Source organism: Cyanobium gracile UHCC 0139 (genome assembly GCF_034931325.1).
In the GTDB taxonomy this organism is placed as follows: domain Bacteria; phylum Cyanobacteriota; class Cyanobacteriia; order PCC-6307; family Cyanobiaceae; genus Cyanobium; species Cyanobium gracile_B.
Genome location: NZ_JAYGHX010000004.1, coordinates 197,685 through 215,929 on the forward strand (window position 1 = coordinate 197,685; position 18,245 = coordinate 215,929).

An 18,245-nucleotide genomic window follows, 5' to 3' on the forward strand; every position below is an offset into this window, starting at 1 on the left:
GATTGCCGCCGCTGGCAGCTGCTGGCCCTGCAGGAGCTGACCGAGCTGGAGCGGGCTCCCCTGTCCGTGAGGCCGTCTCTTCCGGGCTGACGCCAGTGGAGGGCCCTAGATCGGCGCCTCGAGGGCCATGCACAGGTTGGGCTGCTCGACGCATTGCTCGATCAGGTCGGCCAGCTGCAGGGCCCGGGAGGCCTGCAGGCCATCCACGGCCGGGGTTTCCCGGCCACGCACGCACTGAAGGAAGTGCTCAAGTTCGGCGTAGAGGGGTTCGATCGAGGTGGTGCTCACCTCTTCGATGAAGCCATCGTTGCGGTAGAGCAGCTCGCCGTGGTCGGCACTGACCGATTCGTGGGAACGCCGGTGGATGCGCAGGTTGCGGTTGAGGAAATCCGTCTCCATCAGGCTGCTGCGGCAGTGGGCACTGAGGCTGCGGATCTTGCGGTGGGCCATCTTGCTGGCCGTGAGGCTGGCCACCACACCGTTGGCGAAGCCGAGGGTGGCGTTGACATAGTCGATCGGACCATCGGAGCTGCGGCCGCCGGCCGCCGCCAGCCGCACGACCGGGGAGGCGGCCAGTTCGAGCACCAGATCGATGTCGTGGATCATCAGATCGAGCACCACCGACACGTCGTTGGCCCGGTCGGCGTTGGGGCTGTGGCGCCGTGCCTCAAGCACCACCACCTCCTCGTTGGCCACCACCCGCAGCAGCTCCCGGAAGGCGGGATTGAAACGCTCGATGTGGCCCACCTGCAGCAGGCGTCCGGCCGCCTCGGCCGCGCCGATCAGGTCGGCTGCCTCTTCCTGGGTGGCGGCGATCGGCTTCTCGATCAGCACGTGCACCCCCGCCTGCAGGCAGGCCATGCCGACCCGGTGGTGCAGCAGGGTGGGAACGGCGATGCAGACGGCCTCCACCTCGCCGAGCAGGTCCTCGTAGGCGGGGAACCAGCGGCAGTCGAACTGCTCCACCGCCAACCGCCCGCGGGCCTCGTCGGGGTCGGCGACGCCCACCAGTTCGGCATCGCGCAGGAGGCTCAGCACCCGCGCGTGGTGCCAGCCCATGTTGCCGATGCCGATGACACCCACGAGCACTGGGTTCATGGCAGGGGCAGAGCAGATGGGCGCATTATCGATGATCAGGTTCCGTCCGTGCTGGCGAGGGTGATCTGAACCCGCTCGATGCGGGGGCCGTCCATCGTGAGCACGTCAATGCGGACGCCCTGCCAGCGCAGCCCTTCGCCGGGGGAAGGGATGTGCTGCAGCCGTTCCAGCACGAAGCCCGCCAGGGTGTGATGGCCGTCGGCCTCGGGCAGCTGCAGGCCCAGCTGGCGGTTGAGCTCGACGATTTCCAGGTCCCCCGCCGCCGACCAGGTGCCATCGACCAGGGGCAGCAGGTCCTGGGCCGTCTCCAGGGGGTTCTCGTCCTCGCCGACAATCTCGCCGGTGAGATCGGCCACGGTGACCAGACCCTCGGTGCCGCCGTGTTCATCGACCACCACCAGCAGGGGCTGGCCGCTGCGGATCAGCGGCAGAAGGTCGGCGAGGGAGGCGCTTTCCTGCACCTGGGTCACCGGAACGATCCAGGGGGCCAGGGCCGTGTCGGGGTGGAGGAGGCCCCGGGCGATCGGCTCGGCCAGCCGCCTCAGGTCGAGCATGCCGCGCACGTCGTCGAGGGAGCTGCCGATCACCGGGAAGCGGGCGTGCTGGCTGGCATGCACCGCTTCCATCATCTGGGCGAAGGTGACCTCCAGCGGCAGGGTGACCATGCCGGAGCGCGGCATCATCACCTCCCGCACCAGCGTGTCCCGCAGGGAGAACACCCCCTCGAGGATGCTGCGCTCGTCAGGCATCAGGCCGGTGACACTGCCGCTCTCGATGAGGGTCTCCAGCTCCCCGGCCGAGAGCACCGGCACCAGCTCATCCCAGTTGCGTGGCAGCCCCAGCAGCCGCAGCAGACCGCCGCTGAAGCGCTCGATCAGCAGCAGCAACGGCGCCAGGGTGCGGGTGAGTGACTCCAGCGGCGGCGCCAGCCGCAGGGCCGAACCCTCGGGCCGGTGCAGCACCCAGGCCTTGGGCACCAGGCCGCCCAGGAGGGTCGCCAGCAACGCCAGCACCAGGAAGACGCCGGCGTCGATCCAGGCCTGCTCACCCCGGCCCATCCAGCCGGCCACCTGCTCCGCCAGCCCCCGAGCCAGCCAGCCCATGGCCAGCAGCGCCAGCACCAGGCCCAGCTGGGTGGCCACCAGAACGCTGCGCATCCGGTGCTGGAGCCGGGCCACGGATCGGGCTCCGGGCTCCTCCGCCTCCTCGAGCTGCTGGACGCGGCTGGGCCGCAAACGGATCAACGCAAGCTCCCCGGCAGCGAAGAAGGCCAGCAGGGCCAACAGGATCGCCAGGACCAGGAAGCGCATCGGTGGGTTGTCGTGGCTGAAGGTTAGGCCCCGCCGCCCGACTCAGTCTTCGCCGTGCTGGCCGCCCTCCCGGTCGGAGGGATGAGATCTTCCATCAGCTCAACCCCAGCGACACCAACCTGGTTCGGATGGGGGGGCGCGTGGGGGGATGGGGGTCGCGAGGATCGAACTCGCCTAAGGCGAATTATGAGTTCGCTGCATTCACCAGATTGCTAGACCCCCGGCGGACGAGCCACCTCCTGGGCGAAGGCGTCACCAGAGGCCCCGGATCGGCGGAGTCCAGGTGGTGCCGGCCGGCGGCCGGACGTAGGTGGGGGTGGCAGCCCCCGCCCCGAGGCTGGTGCTGAAGCCGTTGGTGATGTCAGCGGTGCGCTGGGGCATCAGGCCGCTCTGCTCCGAGAGCATCACCGACGCCGTGTTCTCGATGGCGGTTCCGTCCCAGACGATGTTCTGGTCGGGGAAACCGAAGGCGACGATCCTGCCGCCGTCGCGGCCGGGGATCGAGAGACCGAGGGGATCCGTGATCTGGTGCAGGAGGTTGACACCCTGGGCGAAGGGGGCCGAATAGCTGTAGAAGCGCTGCTGCATCACCTCGGGAGCGGAGCGCGTCACGCCGCAGCGCGTGACCTCCACCGGGCCCGTAGCGGCCGAGCCGGGAATGGGGGCTTCGAGGGTGGTGGTGCAGAGGACCGGACCGGCCAGGGCGGGGGCCAGGACGACCAAGGGGAGCAGGGCCGTGGCACCGGAAGCGAGGCGGGCGGTGAGGCGAAGGCCGGCGGGGATGGGGTCAGGCACTGCCAGGATCGGTGCTGTCATGGGTTCCGCGGGCCCAGTTCCGGGGCGTTGGGCCCACAGGTTAGCGACCTCTGACCCTCTCGCCCATCCCCGGCCAGCCGCACCGGCCGCTTCCGCAAGGCCACTCCCCAACGTCGCTTCCCCAACGTCGATGGTCTCCCTGCCCTCCAGCCCCAGCCAACAGCGTTCCACCCTGCTCGCCCTGCTGGCGGAGCGGGCCTACCGGCTGGGTGACTTCACCCTGGCCTCGGGCCGCCGCAGCCCGCACTACGTCAACTGCAAGCCGGTGAGCCTCAGCGGCATCGGCCTGGCCCTGCTGGGCCGCCTGATGCTGGAGCTTGTGGAGGGCGACGCCGCCGCGGTGGCGGGGCTCACCCTGGGGGCCGATCCCCTGGTGAGCGCGGTGGCCCTGCAGGCCGCCCTGGCCGGCCGCGACCTCGATGCGTTGATCGTGCGCAAGGAGGCCAAGGGGCATGGCACCGGCGCCTGGCTCGAAGGACCCCTGCCGCCGGCCGGGAGCCGGATCACGGTCCTCGAGGACGTGGTCACCACCGGCGGCTCGGCCCTCAAGGCCGTGGCCCAGCTGCAGGAGGCGGGCTACGCCGTGGAGCGGGTGGTGGCGATCGTCGATCGCCAGGAGGGCGGGGCCGAGGCGATGGAGGAAGCGGGCCTCGACCTGCGCAGCCTGTTCCTGCTCGAGGAGGTGGCCGCCACGGCCGCCGGGCTGGACGGCGCGGCAGGCTGAGCCCCGCGACAGGCTGAACCCCGCGACCCGCTCCACCATGGCTCCCTCCCCCAACCCGACGCCAACGGCGGCCGATCCCTGGCCGTGGAGACCACCGGAGGGGAGCCGCTGGTCACGGCCGGTGGGACTGCTGCGGCTCGACGGCCCGGACACCCTGCGGGTGCTGCACGGTCAGACCAGCCAGGCCCTCGAGGGGGCCCGCCCTGGCCAGTGGCTCGGCACCTGCTGCATCAGCCCCACGGCCCGGCTGCGGGCGCTGGCGGAGGTGCTGGTGGACGACGCCGGGGCCTGGCTGGTGATCGTCGACGGGGATGCCGCGGCCGTGCGCACCGCCCTCGACCGGGTGCTGTTCCCCGCCGACAAGGTGCGGCTGGGTCCGGTGACGGCGGCCGTCCTGCACCAGCCGTTGGGGGCACCGGAGCCGGAGGCCCTGCCCGGTGGCTCCTGGGCGCCGCTCGAGGGCTCGCCGGGCTGGCAGCTGGGGGACGCCCTGCTGCTGCCTGCTGAGGCCCCCCTGCCCCCCGTACTGGCCGCACGGCGCCCCCTGGAACCCCAGGAGGCGGAACGCTGGCGGATCCAGCAGGGTCTGCCGGCGGCACCGGGGGAGATCAACGAGGAGATCAACCCCTTCGAGCTGGGGCTGGCGGAGCGGGTGAGCCTGAGCAAGGGCTGCTACGTGGGCCAGGAAACCCTGGCCAAGCTGGCCACCTACGACGGGGTGAAGCAGCAGCTGCGCCGCTGGTGGGCCACGGCTGTCCCCGTCGAAGCTGTCCCCGAGGGGGCCGTGGCTGCGGGCACGCCCCTGCAGGACGGGGCCGGGGGCCGCGCCGGCCTGATCACCTCCAGCCTGGAACTCCCCGGAGACGGGGGCTGGATCGGCCTGGCCCTGGTGCGCAAGGCCTGGCTGCAGGAGAGCCAGCTGCTGTCCGGGGCGGCCCCGGGTGTGGCCCTGCACCTTTCGGTGCCGGAGGCGTTTCAGTCGCCGCCGGTGGGGCCGGGGGGCAAGGCCCCGTCCTGATCGAGCAGCCAGCGGACCACCGCCCAGGTGGCCAGGCTGTCGTCCTGGTTGTAGCGGAAGATTCGCTGCAGCTTGCGGCCCAGGGCCCGCCGGCTCGGCCGCCGCGGGCCGCCGGAGCCCTCCCGCCACTGGCGCCACCAGAGCAGGCAGCGGGCACCGTCGACCCCTTTCTGGCTCCAGGTGAAACCCCGCCAGCCGGCGACGGCCTTGAGCCCGTAGCTGTTGACCGGCAGCAACCAGTGGCGCCGAAGCCGCTGGTGCACATCCACCAGCCGGGCCCGCAACCGCTCCCGCTCCCGTTCGCTGGCCCCCTGGCGCTCGGCCAGCCGCAGCAGGGCGACAGACTCGGTCTCGCCGTAGTGGAGGACGGGCCAGTCGGGGTAGCGGGCCAGCAGCGTGCTCAGCCGCCGCCAGAGCAGGGCTTCGCCGTGCTCCTGCAGGGCGAGCAGGGGCTGGTAGCTCCCCAGGCTCTCCCCCGGCCCCGGCGCCCCGGGCCAGCGGCCGTCCGCACCGCGCTCCAGCCGCACCAGGCCATGGAGGAAGTCGTCGCGGGCATCGGGATCGGATTCGATGTCGTAGAGCAGCACCCCGGGCGCCGCCGAGAGCTCCGGCAGGGCGGGGCCGGCCCCCTGGCCGCTGCGCCGGGGGATGCCCTCCTGCTGCACCCTGGCCTGGGCCACCAGCCGGGGGGCCACCTCCCGATGCTGCTCGCTGTGGACGGCCAGGTCTTCGGCCAGCCGATCCGGATCGGCCGCCGCGAGCTCGTCGAGGCTGGTGATGCCCAGCGCCACCAGCAGCTCGCGGCGCTTGCCGCCGATGCCGCTCACCTCGCTCAGGTGACCCTCCGCGGTGGCGATCTGATCGCAGGCGCCGCGCCAGCTGCAGAGGGTGCATTTCTTGCGGTCGCTGACCAGGGGCGGCGGCTCGCTGCGGGCCAGGTCGAGCGCCAGTCGCTCCAGGCTCTCGTCGAGCTGGCGCTGCAGGGAGGGGCCGAGGGCGAGCCGTTCCCGCTCCAGCCCCCGGTCGGCGCCGGCCACCACCAGCCCATGGGGCACGGGGGCCCGCTGGTGCTCCTGCAGCAACCGCCCCCACAGGGCCAGCTGCAGGCGATGCTCCCGGGTGAGGCGCCGGCCCTGGCGGGCCAGCACCGGCCGGTAGCTGTGGGCGCCCCAGCGGCTGGGTCCCTCGACCCGCTCCAGCAGGCTCGGATGGGCCTCCAGGCGCAGGCCCCGGGGGCCGGTTCCCGTCAGCCGCAGGCCCACCACACCGGGCGCCCCCTCGCGGCAAGCCCCCTCCCCGTGGCCGGGGCGTTGGGGCAGCAGGCTCTGGAAGCTGCGCAGCTGGTCATCGAGGGCCAGGGCGCGGTGGGCACTCCAGAGCCGCTCCCGGGGGGCGCCATGGAGATCGAGCCAGGCCCGCCGCCGGCAGCGCACCCAGCTGCGCAGCAGACGGTCGGTGAGGACGGGGGATCCGGGGGAGGCGGCGTCCGGGGTCTGGGGCATGGGCTGCAGGCTAGGGGGGACGGTGGCCTGCCATCAGGCCGGCACCCGCCGCGGCCATCCGGAGGGCCTGGCCTGCTACGACCGGCCTGCCCCACCCTCGCCTCCCCGCAGCCCATGGCCTCCGCCCCCCTGCCCCTCGAGGCCGGACCGATCCACTTCGGCACCGATGGCTGGCGGGGCATCCTCGGGGTGGACATCACCATGGAGCGCCTGCTGCCGGTGGCGGCCGCCGCCGCCCGGGAACTGGCCGCCAGCGCCCCGGAAGGCCTCGGCAGCCGGGAAGTGGTGATCGGCTACGACCGGCGCTTCCTGGCCCCGGAGCTGGCCGAGGCGATTGCCGCCGCCGTGCGGGGGGCCGATCTGGTGCCCCTGCTGGCCGCCACCCCCGTGCCCACGCCGGCCTGCAGCTGGGCGGTGGTGGAGCGGGGCGCGCTGGGGGCCCTGGTGATCACCGCCAGCCACAACCCGCCGGAATGGCTGGGCCTGAAGATCAAGGGACCCTTCGGCGGCTCGGTGGAGGGCGACTTCACCGCCCGGGTGGAGCAGCGCCTGGCGGCCGGAGGCCTGACGGTGCCGGTTCCCGGCGCCACCGAACGTTTCGATGCCATGGGCACCTACCTGGCGGGCCTCGGCGCCAAGGTCGACGCCGCGGCCCTGGTGGCGGGCCTGGCCGCCACCGGCCTGCAGGTGATCGTGGACCCGATGCACGGCTCGGCCGCCGGCGGGCTGCCGGCCCTGCTGGGGGAGGCGGGGGCGGCCGCCGGGGTGATCCGGGAGATCCGGGGGGAGCGGGATCCGCTGTTCGGCGGCCACCCGCCCGAGCCGCTCGCGCCCTACCTGGAGCGGCTGATCGCCGAGGTGCGCCAGGCCACGGCCTCCGGCCGGCCGGCGGTGGGCATCGTCTTCGACGGCGACGGTGACCGCATCGCCGCGGTGGACGAGCAGGGCCGCTTCTGCAGCACCCAGCTGCTGATGCCCCTGCTGATCGACCACCTGGCCCGGGCCCGCGGACTGGGGGGTCGCGTGGTCAAGACCGTGAGCGGCTCCGATCTGATGGCCCTGGTGGCGGCCGACCTGGGCCGGGAGGTGATCGAGATGCCCGTCGGCTTCAAGTACATCGCCGCCGAGATGCTCAGCGGCGAGGTGCTGGTGGGCGGAGAGGAATCGGGCGGGGTGGGCTTCGGCCTCCACCTGCCGGAGCGGGACGCCCTGTTCGCGGCCCTGCTGCTGATCGAGGCGCTGGTGGAGGGGGGCCTGCCCCTCGGCGCCCGGCTGGAGGCCCTGCAGGGGCGCTGCGGGGGCGCCAGCGTCTACGACCGCCTCGACCTGCGTCTGCCGGACATGGCCAGCCGCCGCCGGCTGGAGGCGCTGCTGGCCCAGGATCCGCCCCAGGAGGTGGCCGGCGCGGCGGTGCTGGAGGTGAACCGCACCGATGGCGTCAAGCTGCGGATGGGCCCCAGCCACTGGCTGATGCTGCGCTTCTCCGGCACCGAGCCCCTGCTGCGCCTTTACTGCGAAGCGCCCGACGCCGACCGGGTGCGGGCAGTGCTGGCCTGGGCCCGCCAGCTGGCGGAGAGCATCTGATGGTCAGCCCATCGGAGCCCGGCGTGGCGCCCACCGTGCTGGTGATCGCCAGCGGCAACACAGGCAAGATCAGAGAGCTTTCCCACCTGCTGGCTTCCCTGCCCCTGGAGGTGCGGCCCCAGCCCGAGGGCATGGAGGTGGAAGAAACGGGCACCAGCTTCGCCGCCAATGCCCGGCTGAAGGCCGAGGCGGTGGCCCGGGCGACCGGCCACTGGGCCTTGGCCGATGATTCCGGCCTGGAGGTGGCGGCCCTGGGCGGCGCCCCCGGGGTCCATTCGGCCCGCTATGCCGACAGCGACCCCGCCCGGATCGCCCGGCTGGTGCGGGAGCTGGGAGAAGCCGACCGGGCGCGGTGCGCTCAGGGCCGCCCGCCGGACCGGCGGGCGGCCTTCGTGGCGGCCCTGGCGGTGGCCGATCCCAGTGGAGCGATCCGCCTGGAGGTGGAGGGCCGCTGCGACGGGGAGATCCTGGAGGCCCCGCGTGGCAGCGGCGGCTTCGGCTACGACCCGGTGTTCTTCGTGCCGGAGACGGGCCTGACCTACGCGCAGATGGACAAGGGCCTCAAGGGGCGGCTGGGCCACCGGGGGCAGGCCTTCGCCCGGCTGGAGCCGGGCCTGCGGGAGCTGCTGGGCGCCACCGGAGCCACCCCGACGTCTCCCTAGCGGTCTGGTCGGGTGCGGCGACGGGCCTGCAACGTTGCCGCCAGGGCGTCGGCCATCGCTTCGGCCCGCTTCTGCCAGGTGCATCCGGTGGCAAATCGATGGCGCTCAGCGGCACGGCCATCCCGGAAACCGCAGGCGGCCAGGCGCTCGAGGGTGGCCGTGAGGGCCTGACCATCGGCGCAGTGATAGGCCAGGCGCGGCGTTTCGGCGATCTGGGCGCAGGTGCCGGTGTAGAGGATCGGCTGGCCGGTGGGCAGCTGGGAGAAGAAGCGGACGGGGCTGCTGCAGGGGTTGATGTCGCCGTCGGTGAGGGGCAGCACGGCCGCATCGAGGGTGGCGAAACAGGCCTGGAGTTCGCCGTAGGGCATGGCGCCGAGGAAGCGGCAGCGCGGGCTGTTCTGGAGGTGGGCGAGGCCGCTCACCTGGCGACGCACCGGCCCCACGAACAGCCAGCGGAGCTGCGGCAACGCATCGTGGGCCGCCACGATCGGCAGCAGGTCGATGCGGCTGCCGATCACGCCGATGATGCCGATCAGGGGCCGGAAGTCGGCCGGCACCAGATCCCCCGGCAGGGGGGGACGCTGGGATGGTGGGCCGGAGGTCTCGGCGGGGGGCTCCGCCGGCAACCAGGAGGCGGGGATGCCGTTGGGAATGATGTGACAGCGGGTCGGCGCCAGGCCGTAGCGAGCACGGATCACCTCAGCCAGGCGCTGCGACACCGGGAGGATCAGATCCGCATGACCGACCACGTCGTGTTCCTGGTCGAGTCGGACATGGGGGTAAGCCGCGTAGTCATCGCTGACCAGATAGGCGATGACGGAAGCGAGGGCGCGGTGATGAATCGCGTAGGGCCAGGAGTGGGGATCGGTGATGATCAGGGCGTCGGCCTTGCCGTAGGTCGCCAGCAGGCGCCGCTCCACCACGGGGGCGAGCATCCTGACCAGCCAGCGATGACGGGAGAAGGCACCCCGGGGGAGGTCACAGGCCCGGCGATGCCGGCCGAAGGAGGGCAGCCAGCCCCGCCAGCTGAGCCGGGGGGCCAGTGTCTGCACCGTGCAGATTGTCTCCAGCGCCTCAAAGAGAGCCTGGTGATAGGGCTCTTCGGAACCGACAACGAACAGACGCAGGAGTTGGCCTGTCGTCCTGGCTGAATCAGTCACGGCAGGACGAGTAGGCCATTGATTCTTGATTCTAAAGGTGCCGATCCCGGCCATCCCCGAGACCAGCCCATGTCGGAGACACCGGCCGCCTCCGACATGGGGCGCGTGGGTTGCCGATCGGGCGCGACGCAGGGCAGGGCCTGTATCCTTGATCTGGATGAAACCGTCCTGCCCTCCAGCCATGTCCGGTTCAGAAAGGAGGGGGCGCCGGCAGGAATCAAGGGTCGTCTTCCTGCCCGACAAGCGACGCTTCAACCCCTACCAGAAGCGACTTGCTGAAGCGCTCATCCAGCAGGGCTTCAGCGTCACCGTCAAGGATCACCCTCCACTCTTCGGGGCTTTTCTCCGGCAACAACGGTTGTATTCCAGGACTGTAATCGTTCATCTGCATTGGCTGAATGGCCTGACAGATCAAGCCATCTACGCCCACTCCAGGATCCGATTCCTGACCTGGTACGTTCTGATGTTGTTCGACCTGGGATTGTTCAGGCTCCGGGGAGGCAGACTGTTCTGGACGGTGCACAACCTGATTAGCCATGAATGCCCGGACCCTGGCAGGGAGTTAACGATTCGAAGGCTGATCATCAGGTTTGCCAACGGCATTCATTTTCACAGCGCATCATCGATTCACCGAGCTGAAGAGGAATACGGCGTTTCGCTCCAGAGCAAAGCGATCGTGGCGGCCCATGCCGGCTACCCGGAGGACTACCCAGCCAACCCATCAAGATCAGAAGCCCTGGCCAGGGAGACCGAAATCAGCGACGCCGACTTCACCTTTCTGTTCTTCGGCAACATCCGTCGTTACAAAGGCCTCGAGTCACTTGTGGAGGCCTTCCGTCATCGGCCGGGCTCCCACTACAGGCTCCTGGTCGCAGGGGCCCCCATCCCGGGAGTCTCAACGGACTGGCTCAACGAAGCCTCAGCGAGCGACCCACGCATTCGCCTGCGCATCGGCTACGTGTCGGACGTGGATGTGTCCGCACTCTTTTCCCTCGCGGATGTGCTGGTGGCGCCCTACACCGCCACGCTCACCTCGGGGGTGGTCTCGCTCGGGCTCACCTTCGGTTGTCCCATGGTGCTCCCGGAGGCCGCCAGGGTCTACGACCTGCCGGGTGATGCCGGGGCCGAATACTTCGCCCCCGGCCTGTTGCCGGAGGCCCTGGCCAGGATCGAGACCCGCAACCTCGGCGGGATGCGGGCCCACAACAGCCGCCTCGGCCGTTCCCTGACCTGGGAGGCCATGGCACAGCCGATCGCCACGGCCTACCGGAAGACCGTCCGAAACCGTTGAACCGGAGGGGTGTCGAGGGCCTCCAGCAGGGAGCTCCGCACCTGCTGCCTCAGGCCGCCGAGGTGCTCCGCGGCAGCGGCGCCGGCGACTCGGGCCTCCGCAGGATCGCGGAGATAGGCGAGCATGGCCGCCGCGAAGTCGTCAGCCGTTCCAGCCACCGCAACGCCCGGAGCCAGGGCCATCCCCTCCACACCCGCTGGCGTGGTCACAATCGCCCGGCCATGGGCCATGGCTTCGATCGTCTTGATCTTCAAGCCGGTGCCGGAACGCATGGGGTTGATCATGAACAGCGACAACCGATAGATCTCGCTGGGCGATGGAACGATCCCTAGGAGCTCAACCTCCTCAGGCAAGGCCATCGCCTCACAGATCCCACCGGCGACCACCAGCCGGCCGCGGCCACCCCTGTCCATGACCAGCGGCCATACCTCCTCGAGAAACCAGCGCAGCCCCACCCGATTGAGGGGATTGGCCGAGGCCAGATAACCCACGACGAAAGTCTCAGCTTCGGAGGACGCCTGAACTTCGGGGAAGGGCAAAGGATCGGATGCAATGATGTGCCCGACGGTCCTGACGACACGCCGGCCATGGGTCAGGTGCTGGAAATAGCTGGATTCCCGCTCCTGGATGCCGAGGATCACATCGGACCGCCGTAATCCTCTGCGCTCATCGCCAGCGTTCAATGAAATCCAGAAGTCCTGAGGATCCAGCTGCGCCTTTTGGAGCATGGCATTCCGATCCGTGAAGACATCGTGACAATCCAGAATCTTCAGACAGCTGGAGTCGAAGGCCTCAAAGAAGGCGGAATGGATCACATAGGACACCAGCACGCGCCTGTAGTTGCCGACCTGTTGCAGGCGGCGCGCCTGCACGAGCCAGCTCGGATGAAACCAGTCGTCCAGGGGGCGGTTGCCGATGGGGAGGCCCTGGTCCTGCCCCGGCCCGCCGCGACGACGCAGCCGCTGCCAGGCCCCGACAAGTCGCTGTCGGATCCGGGAGGCCAGCGGCCGCCGGCCACCTTCGGGCCAGACGAAGTCGTGGATCCAGTGGTCGACAGCCTTGCGGGTCTCCCGTTTCTCCTCGGCGGAGAGCTCGACGCCGGCGAAATGGAGCTCGAAGCCCAGGGCCCGCAGGTCGTCGAGCAACGCGGCCATGCGGCTTCGGTTGCCGGCGTAGGGCGGGCCGACGCCGATCCTCGAGATGACCAGGACACGTCGATCCGTCATCACGACACCGCCAGGTCCCCCACCGCCGGCCGCCACCCCTGCAGCTGCCAGTGCACACACCCCGCGATCACCATCGGATCCTGCAGCACCAGGGCGAGGGCGGCGTCATGGTCGGGAGCCTCGAGCAGCAGCAGACCTCCGCCGCCGGGCCGCCCCTGATCGTCCACCAGATAGCCGCTGCTGATCCTGCGGCCCTCCCGGCGCAGCCGCTCCACCCAGCGGCGATGCTCCTGCAGGTGGGGAATCACCGCGTCATGGGGAAGCCGGAAGGTCTCGGTCTTGATGAACCAGGCCATGGCGGGAGCGGAACACCGGATCGGGCTCCGGGCCACGCTCCGGAAGGGAGTAGGACGGAGATTCCGTAGCCGATGGTCCCATGTCGAAATCCCAGCTCACCGCCTTCCTCGCCAAGGTGGCGGCCGATCCTGCTCTCAAGGCCCGTGTGGATGCGGCCGCCGACACCGATGCCGTGGTGGCCATCGCCCTCTCCGAAGGTCATACCTTCTCCCCCGCCACCTTCAGTCGCTTCTCGCGAGGCTGAGGCCTGCCCCGGGCCTGTCACGGCTGGACGATGAAGGAGAAACGATGCAGGAGCGGAGCGGGTTGAACCGGGCCAGCCCATGGTTGCTTTCTGGGGCGTCCCTGGCCTCCCATCCTCCGGCCAGCCGCGGCATCCCCAGGATCATCCACCAGACGTTCAGCACCAGGAGTCGGATGCCGGCCGTGCTGGAGGAGAACTGCCGCGCGATCGAAGCCCTCAACCCGGACTTCACCTATCGCTTCTACGAGGATCGCGATCGTGAACGCTTCATCGGCGACACCTACGGCGAGGCGATCCTGGCCCGCTATCTGCGCATCGATCCCGCCTACGGTGCCGCCCGGGCCGATCTGTTTCGCTATCTGTGCATCTACCACTGCGGTGGTGTCTACCTGGACGTCAAGGTCGGCGTCACCCGGCCACTCTCCGAGGGGCTGCGTGACGATGACGCCTTCCTGCTGAGCCAGTGGGACCATTCGCCGGGCAGCCCCCATGCCGGCTGGGGCACCCACCGGCGACTGGCCGCCGTCCCGGGTGGTGAATTCCAGCAGTGGCACGTCATCGCCTCCCCTGGCCACCCCTATCTGGCCGCCGTGATCGCCGCGGTGCTCAGCAACATCGATCGCTTCAATCCCTTCGCCTTCCCCCATCCCTGGGAGGCGGTGATCTGCACCACCGGCCCGGTCGTCTACACGCAGAGCATCCAGCGGATCCTGGCGGCCCATCCCCACCGGCGGCTGGGCGGCAGCGAGGAGATCGGCCTGCACTACAGCCTCTTCGATGGCTCGGCCGATCCAGACGCCCACCGGCGGCTCTACAAGGATTACCGCAAAGCCGAAGCCCCGCTGATCCGCCAGCCCTTTCCCCTCTCCCTGCTCTGGCCCCTGCTCAACCTGGCCCGGAAGCTGGCGCGCCGCGCCCGAGGGCTGCTGCGGCGCTGATCCCCCACCCCAGCGACCCGACCGAAGCAGGGCGTGGCCTCAGGCCGCCACCCAGCTGCCATGCAGCCCATGGGGGATGGCCAGGGGAAGTTCGAGCACGGCCACCTCGGCCATTGAGGCGGCATCCAGAATCACCAGATCGCTGGCGCTGCGGGCGCCGTTCCAGACCAGGCCGAGCACCCAGCCGTCATCCTCGGCCGTGGCGCCGGTACGGGGCACCATGATCGGCTCACTGACGAAGCCGCGGGGCGCCGCACTCCAGACCCGGGACTCGCCGGTGGCGAGATCGAGCTTCATCAGGGCCTGGAGGGGGTCGTTGCCGCGCTCCCGCTCGGCCACCGCCATCCAGCCGTAGCGGCTCTCGAGCCCCACCCGGGCCGGAGCCACCATGGCGAATTCACAGGTGCGCTCGCTCAGCCGCGTGGCCGTGACCGTGCCGCTGGCCAGATCGAGACGGCAGCGCTCCAGAAGACCCTCGGGAATGCGGTCGAAGTCGACCTCCTTGTAGTCCTGGTCGGGGCCGATGGAGGGGAAATCGGCGTAGAAGATGCTGTCGACCACCACCGCATCGCCGTCCTCCCAGGCGTTGAGGTGGTGGAACACGAAACCTTCCGGCGCCTCCAGCACCCGCGGCTCCTGGCCGGCGAAGGCGCCGTCCTGGCGGGGGATCAGCCAGAACTGGCCACGGGCACCGGCCCGGGACTTCAGGCACTGGGCCGCCCCTTTGCGGCCGAGCACATAGGGGAGGGGGTTGAAGTCGATGGCGTTCTGCAGGAACACCGCCCAGTTGGGGGTGATGGCGAAATCGTGCAGGAAGGCGAAGCCGCCGAAGCTGTGGCTGGAGTCGGCCAACAGGGTGCCGGCCCCGGGGCCATCGGCGGCGAATTCCATCAGGCGCACGGTGCTGCGCGGGCCGGCCTTCACCCCGAAGGTGACCATGCGGGGGGCGCCGTGGTGGCCGGGATCGAAGCGGGGATGGGCGCTGAAGGCCTCGCCCGGCTTGAGCACCCCGTCCAGGAGGGTCAGACCGCGGGTCTCGAGGCTGAGGGGATCGAGGGCATGGGGGGAGCTGGCCTCCCAGAGGGCGAGCAGCTGGTCGCCGAGTCGCACCACATGGGTATTGGCGATGTTCTTGAGCCGCAGGTCGAAGGCGTTGGCCAGCGGGCCTCCGGGCTTGGGGGTGCCGAACACGCCCCGGTAGAGCACCGTGCCGGCCTTCTCCTCGGCCAGCCAGCCCTCGGTGCGCACGAAGCGGTTGCTGAGGCGGGCCCCACCATCCGCGAAGCGCAGGGCCGTGATCATCCCGTCGCCGTCGAAGGGGTGATGGACCCAGTGGCCACCACGCTCGAGCCGGCCCGGGCCGTTGCGGTAGAGGGTGCCGCTCAGATCCGCCGGGATGGCACCACGGGCGGCGACGAGGGGCTCGTCGCTGAGCTCGACGCTGACATTGCGAAAGGAGCTGGCCCAGTCGGCGCGGTCGTAGGCAGGGGTGGCCGCGGCGGCGGGGGAGGCAACGGTCATCGGGTCAGCCCACGGGAAGTACAGCGCAGGGCGCTGAACCGATTATCACGTAACGGAGTGTGAAGGTGTGGGCGCGGATCACCCTCAGCCCTCGCAGGGCAGCTCCACCACAGGACAAGGGGGCTGGGCCACGGCACAGGGGGCGGCCTCGACCTGGCCCGGCAGGCAGTCGGCGGCACGGGCCGGGGCCGCCACGGCGAGGGCGGCCGTGAAACCCGCCACCAGCAGAAGGAGAGGACGCATGGCGCGTACGCAGATCACCTGATGCTAGTGGCGGCGTACCGGTCAGGCACCGGCGTGGCCGGCGCGCTCCAGCACCCCCTTGCTGCTGGGAACGGCCCCGCCGCGGCGGGGATCGATCTCCACCGCCTGGTCAAGGGCGCGGGCGAACGCCTTGAAACCGGCCTCGACGATGTGATGGGAATTCACCCCCGCCAGCTGGCGGATGTGCAGGGTGAGGCCGGCGTTGTTGGCCACCGCCACGAAGAACTCGCGCACCAGTTCGGTGTCGTAGGTGCCGATGCGCTGGGCCGGGATGGCCAGGTCGTAGCTGAGGTGGGGCCGACCGGAGCAGTCGAGGGCCACCTGCACCAGGGCCTCATCGAGGGGGGCCAGGAAGTGGCCGAAGCGGCGGATGCCGCGGCGATCGGCCAGGGCCTGGGCCAGGGCCTGGCCCAGGGCGATGCCCACGTCCTCGTTGGTGTGGTGGTCGTCGATGTGGGTGTCGCCCCGGGCGGTGATCTCCAGGTCCAGCAGGCCGTGGCTGGCGATCTGGTGGAGCATGTGGTCGAGGAACGGCACGCCGGTCGCCACCTGGCAGCGGCCGGTGCCATCGAGGTCGAGGGCCACATGCACGTCGGTTTCACCGGTGACGCGATGCACGTCGCCGGTGCGTGCAGGGCCGGTTCGCGAAGAGCTGATGGACACGCGGGCGGAGGCGACGGGCCGGACCTGAATCATGCCAAAGCCCCCAGGGCCCTGCTCCGGCGACGCGATGGCCGCTCACGGGACTGGTGGGCCCATGGTGTGAAGCGCTACGGCGCCGGGCCGCCAGGGGTGGTGGGGTGAGTGCCATGGATGAACGTCCGGGTGCCGTCCTCGATCAGCTGCGCGCCGGGCACCAGCGCTTTCTCGACGGCCGGGTGCAGCACCCCCACAGCGATCGCCTGCGGATGCTGGAGGTGGAAGCAGGCCAGACTCCCGTGGCGGCGGTCCTGGGCTGTGCCGATTCGCGGGTGCCGGTGGAACTGCTGTTCGACACGGGCTTCGGCGATCTGTTCGTGGTGCGCAATGCCGGCACGATGAGCACCGTGGCCGCGATTGCCTCGCTCGAGTACGCCGTCAGCCACCTGGAGGTGCCGGTGATCGTGGTGCTCGGCCACGCCGCCTGCGGTGCGGTGGCGGCCGCCTTCGACCGGGAACTCAACCTGACGCCGAGCCTGTCCCAGGTGGTGGGCCAGCTGCGCATGGAACTGTTCAGCCTCGGCGGCGAACACAACCTGGAGGAAGCCTGCCGGCATCACACCCTCAACGCCGCCCGCAACCTCGTCGATTCCAGCGTGATGCTCACCGACAGGCTCCGCTCGGGACGGCTGCAGGTGGAGGCGGCGTACTACAACCTGCACACCACCAGCATCGAATGGATGGGGGCGGTGATGCCGATGCCTCAGGGCTGAACCGGCAGGGCCGCCAGGATCCGCTCCACCCGGCTCTCCCAGGTCTGGGCGGCGGCGAAGGCCACCCGTGCACGGAACTTCTCCGGGCTGTCGGAGGCCAGTTCCTCATCGATGGCCTGCAGAAAACGGGCGGGATCCTTTTCGATCCGGATCAGATCACCGGCCAGCTCCAACCCTTCCACGGCGGAAGAAACCACCGGCTTGCCACTGGCGATGTATTGAAAGAGTTTCAGCGGACTCATCGACCGCGAGAAGGGCGTATCGAGATGGGGGATCAGGCAGAGATTCATCCGCTTCAGCTGCATCGGCACCTGATCGTTGGGCAGGCTCCCCAGCCACTCCACATTGCCGAGCCCGAGAAGGCCGGAGTCCGACAGGCGCCGGTTGAGTTCGGGACCCACCAGCAGGAGCCGGCAGTGGGGCCGCTCCAGGGCGATTCTCCGGAGCAGTTCGACGTCGGTGCGATCCCAGAACGTGCCCACATAGCCCAGGACCGGCTGAGCCCCGGCGGGCTGGAAGTCGGTGGGCTCCGCCAGGAACGCCGAGCTCACGGCCTGATCGATGCGGACACAGGCAGCCTGGGACGAAAACTTCTGTTCGTTCGCCTTCGAGGTGACGGCGATCAGGTCGGCGATGGATCCGAGGCGCGGATACTGATCCACCGCAAAGGGGTAGTACCAGTCGGTCTTGTCGACCAGGGTGAAATCATCGACGATCTGGATGATTCTGGCTGCAGCAGGCACCTGGCGCACCAGCTCATCCAGGACCGGATGGGGCGGGAACAACCACAGCAGGGTGTTCCGCTCCCGGAACCCCAGGGATCGAATCTGTCGTCGCAGGGCGAAGCGCTCCCGTTGCAGCTTCAGCAGCGAACCGAGACTTCTCAGCCGCAAGGGGCTGATCCCACCCGGCCTCCAGTAGAGACGGGCAACGGCGAGTCTGTCGGAGACGATCTGCAGGGACGTGGTCAGCGTCTCCCCCTTGGAGGAGGGCAGAACGACCAGAACCTGCTGGACATGGTGGCAACGGCTCAGCGTCGTGGCGATCTGCTCATAGGTGCGGCCGTAAACACCCCAGTCATCGCCGAACCAGAAGAGCAGCACATGGGACAGATGCTGGGGAACGGAATCGGCGCCGGTTCGACTGGGCATCATTGGGACAACGAATCACCGTGACAA

The 18,245-nt window shown here is 70.1% G+C and carries 20 protein-coding genes and 1 tRNA gene; 8 read left to right on the plus strand and 13 right to left on the minus strand.

The window, feature by feature from the left end; genetic code table 11:
• Window positions 1–105: 105 nt before the first annotated feature.
• The 4 genes from VB738_RS08705 to VB738_RS08720 all read right to left on the minus strand — a co-directional run bounded on the left by VB738_RS08705 (window position 106) and on the right by VB738_RS08720 (window position 3,224).
• Window positions 106–1,098, minus strand: coding sequence for a Gfo/Idh/MocA family oxidoreductase (locus VB738_RS08705; RefSeq protein ID WP_323305369.1), 993 nt, complete (start codon window positions 1,096–1,098; stop codon window positions 106–108).
• A gap of 35 nt (window positions 1,099–1,133) precedes the next feature.
• Window positions 1,134–2,408: a hemolysin family protein gene (locus tag VB738_RS08710; RefSeq protein WP_323305370.1), complete on the minus strand. Its 1,275-nt coding sequence runs from the start codon at window positions 2,406–2,408 to the stop codon at window positions 1,134–1,136.
• A 149-nt stretch (window positions 2,409–2,557) separates the two neighbouring features.
• Window positions 2,558–2,630: transfer RNA gene (locus tag VB738_RS08715), tRNA-Ile, on the minus strand.
• A 30-nt stretch (window positions 2,631–2,660) separates the two neighbouring features.
• Window positions 2,661–3,224: an Occludin/ELL family protein gene (locus VB738_RS08720; protein ID WP_323305371.1), complete on the minus strand. Its 564-nt coding sequence runs from the start codon at window positions 3,222–3,224 to the stop codon at window positions 2,661–2,663.
• A gap of 130 nt (window positions 3,225–3,354) precedes the next feature.
• Here VB738_RS08720 and pyrE point away from each other — a divergent pair, with 130 nt between their 5' ends.
• Both pyrE and VB738_RS08730 read left to right on the plus strand, forming a co-directional pair.
• Complete coding sequence (gene pyrE / locus VB738_RS08725) at window positions 3,355–3,948, plus strand: orotate phosphoribosyltransferase (RefSeq protein ID WP_323305372.1); 594 nt, start codon at window positions 3,355–3,357, stop codon at window positions 3,946–3,948.
• Window positions 3,949–3,985: 37 nt separating this feature from the next.
• Complete coding sequence (locus tag VB738_RS08730; RefSeq protein ID WP_323305373.1) at window positions 3,986–4,966, plus strand: folate-binding protein; 981 nt, start codon at window positions 3,986–3,988, stop codon at window positions 4,964–4,966.
• On the opposite strand, the gene VB738_RS08735 is transcribed toward VB738_RS08730, so the two are convergent.
• Window positions 4,924–6,468 carry a TM0106 family RecB-like putative nuclease gene (locus tag VB738_RS08735; protein ID WP_323305374.1) on the minus strand — a complete coding sequence of 515 codons (1,545 nt, stop codon included), beginning with the start codon at window positions 6,466–6,468 and terminating at the stop codon, window positions 4,924–4,926. The two genes, VB738_RS08730 and VB738_RS08735, sit on opposite strands and share 43 nt — an antisense overlap.
• Before the next feature lie 114 nt (window positions 6,469–6,582).
• On the opposite strand from VB738_RS08735, the gene VB738_RS08740 reads away from it, so the two are divergent.
• Window positions 6,583–8,052, plus strand: a complete 1,470-nt coding sequence (locus VB738_RS08740) for a phosphoglucomutase/phosphomannomutase family protein (protein ID WP_323305375.1) — start codon at window positions 6,583–6,585, stop codon at window positions 8,050–8,052.
• Window positions 8,052–8,714: an RdgB/HAM1 family non-canonical purine NTP pyrophosphatase gene (gene rdgB, locus VB738_RS08745; protein ID WP_323305376.1), complete on the plus strand. Its 663-nt coding sequence runs from the start codon at window positions 8,052–8,054 to the stop codon at window positions 8,712–8,714. Before VB738_RS08740 ends, rdgB begins: the two co-directional genes overlap by 1 nt.
• On the opposite strand, the gene VB738_RS08750 is transcribed toward rdgB, so the two are convergent.
• Together VB738_RS08750 and VB738_RS08755 are read right to left on the minus strand one after the other, a co-directional pair.
• Window positions 8,711–9,874 carry a hypothetical protein gene (locus VB738_RS08750; RefSeq protein ID WP_323305377.1) on the minus strand — a complete coding sequence of 388 codons (1,164 nt, stop codon included), beginning with the start codon at window positions 9,872–9,874 and terminating at the stop codon, window positions 8,711–8,713. The two genes, rdgB and VB738_RS08750, sit on opposite strands and share 4 nt — an antisense overlap.
• A gap of 217 nt (window positions 9,875–10,091) precedes the next feature.
• Window positions 10,092–10,412 (minus strand): hypothetical protein, encoded by a 321-nt coding sequence (locus VB738_RS08755; RefSeq protein ID WP_323305378.1) that lies wholly within the window; start codon window positions 10,410–10,412, stop codon window positions 10,092–10,094.
• 138 nt (window positions 10,413–10,550) lie between these two features.
• On the opposite strand from VB738_RS08755, the gene VB738_RS08760 reads away from it, so the two are divergent.
• On the plus strand, window positions 10,551–11,165 hold the full coding sequence (locus VB738_RS08760; protein WP_323305379.1) for a glycosyltransferase: 615 nt from the start codon (window positions 10,551–10,553) through the stop codon (window positions 11,163–11,165).
• On the opposite strand, the gene VB738_RS08765 is transcribed toward VB738_RS08760, so the two are convergent.
• Together VB738_RS08765 and VB738_RS08770 are read right to left on the minus strand one after the other, a co-directional pair.
• Window positions 11,138–12,391 (minus strand): glycosyltransferase family 4 protein, encoded by a 1,254-nt coding sequence (locus VB738_RS08765; protein WP_323305380.1) that lies wholly within the window; start codon window positions 12,389–12,391, stop codon window positions 11,138–11,140. The two genes, VB738_RS08760 and VB738_RS08765, sit on opposite strands and share 28 nt — an antisense overlap.
• The gene (locus tag VB738_RS08770) at window positions 12,391–12,687 is read right to left on the minus strand and encodes a YciI family protein (protein WP_323305381.1); all 297 of its coding nucleotides are present in this window, start codon (window positions 12,685–12,687) and stop codon (window positions 12,391–12,393) included. The genes VB738_RS08765 and VB738_RS08770 overlap by 1 nt, the downstream gene beginning before the upstream one ends.
• Window positions 12,688–12,767: 80 nt before the next feature.
• On the opposite strand from VB738_RS08770, the gene VB738_RS08775 reads away from it, so the two are divergent.
• Both VB738_RS08775 and VB738_RS08780 read left to right on the plus strand, forming a co-directional pair.
• Window positions 12,768–12,932, plus strand: coding sequence for a Nif11-like leader peptide family natural product precursor (locus VB738_RS08775; RefSeq protein WP_323305382.1), 165 nt, complete (start codon window positions 12,768–12,770; stop codon window positions 12,930–12,932).
• 173 nt (window positions 12,933–13,105) lie between these two features.
• Complete coding sequence (locus VB738_RS08780) at window positions 13,106–13,870, plus strand: glycosyltransferase family 32 protein (RefSeq protein ID WP_323305383.1); 765 nt, start codon at window positions 13,106–13,108, stop codon at window positions 13,868–13,870.
• A 39-nt stretch (window positions 13,871–13,909) separates the two neighbouring features.
• Here the strand turns inward: VB738_RS08780 and VB738_RS08785 are convergent, their stop codons facing one another.
• From VB738_RS08785 to hisB, 3 genes are all read right to left on the minus strand, one after another.
• Window positions 13,910–15,391 (minus strand): carotenoid oxygenase family protein, encoded by a 1,482-nt coding sequence (locus VB738_RS08785; protein WP_323305384.1) that lies wholly within the window; start codon window positions 15,389–15,391, stop codon window positions 13,910–13,912.
• A gap of 84 nt (window positions 15,392–15,475) precedes the next feature.
• Window positions 15,476–15,634, minus strand: a complete 159-nt coding sequence (locus VB738_RS08790) for a hypothetical protein (protein WP_323305385.1) — start codon at window positions 15,632–15,634, stop codon at window positions 15,476–15,478.
• 42 nt (window positions 15,635–15,676) lie between these two features.
• Complete coding sequence (hisB, locus tag VB738_RS08795) at window positions 15,677–16,351, minus strand: imidazoleglycerol-phosphate dehydratase HisB (RefSeq protein WP_323305386.1); 675 nt, start codon at window positions 16,349–16,351, stop codon at window positions 15,677–15,679.
• A gap of 113 nt (window positions 16,352–16,464) precedes the next feature.
• Between hisB and VB738_RS08800 the strand changes: the two genes are divergently transcribed.
• The gene (locus tag VB738_RS08800; RefSeq protein WP_323305387.1) at window positions 16,465–17,067 is read left to right on the plus strand and encodes a carbonic anhydrase; all 603 of its coding nucleotides are present in this window, start codon (window positions 16,465–16,467) and stop codon (window positions 17,065–17,067) included.
• Here the strand turns inward: VB738_RS08800 and VB738_RS08805 are convergent.
• Complete coding sequence (locus tag VB738_RS08805; protein ID WP_323305388.1) at window positions 17,058–18,218, minus strand: glycosyltransferase; 1,161 nt, start codon at window positions 18,216–18,218, stop codon at window positions 17,058–17,060. The genes VB738_RS08800 and VB738_RS08805 overlap by 10 nt on opposite strands.
• Between the last annotated feature and the right edge of the window lie 27 nt (window positions 18,219–18,245).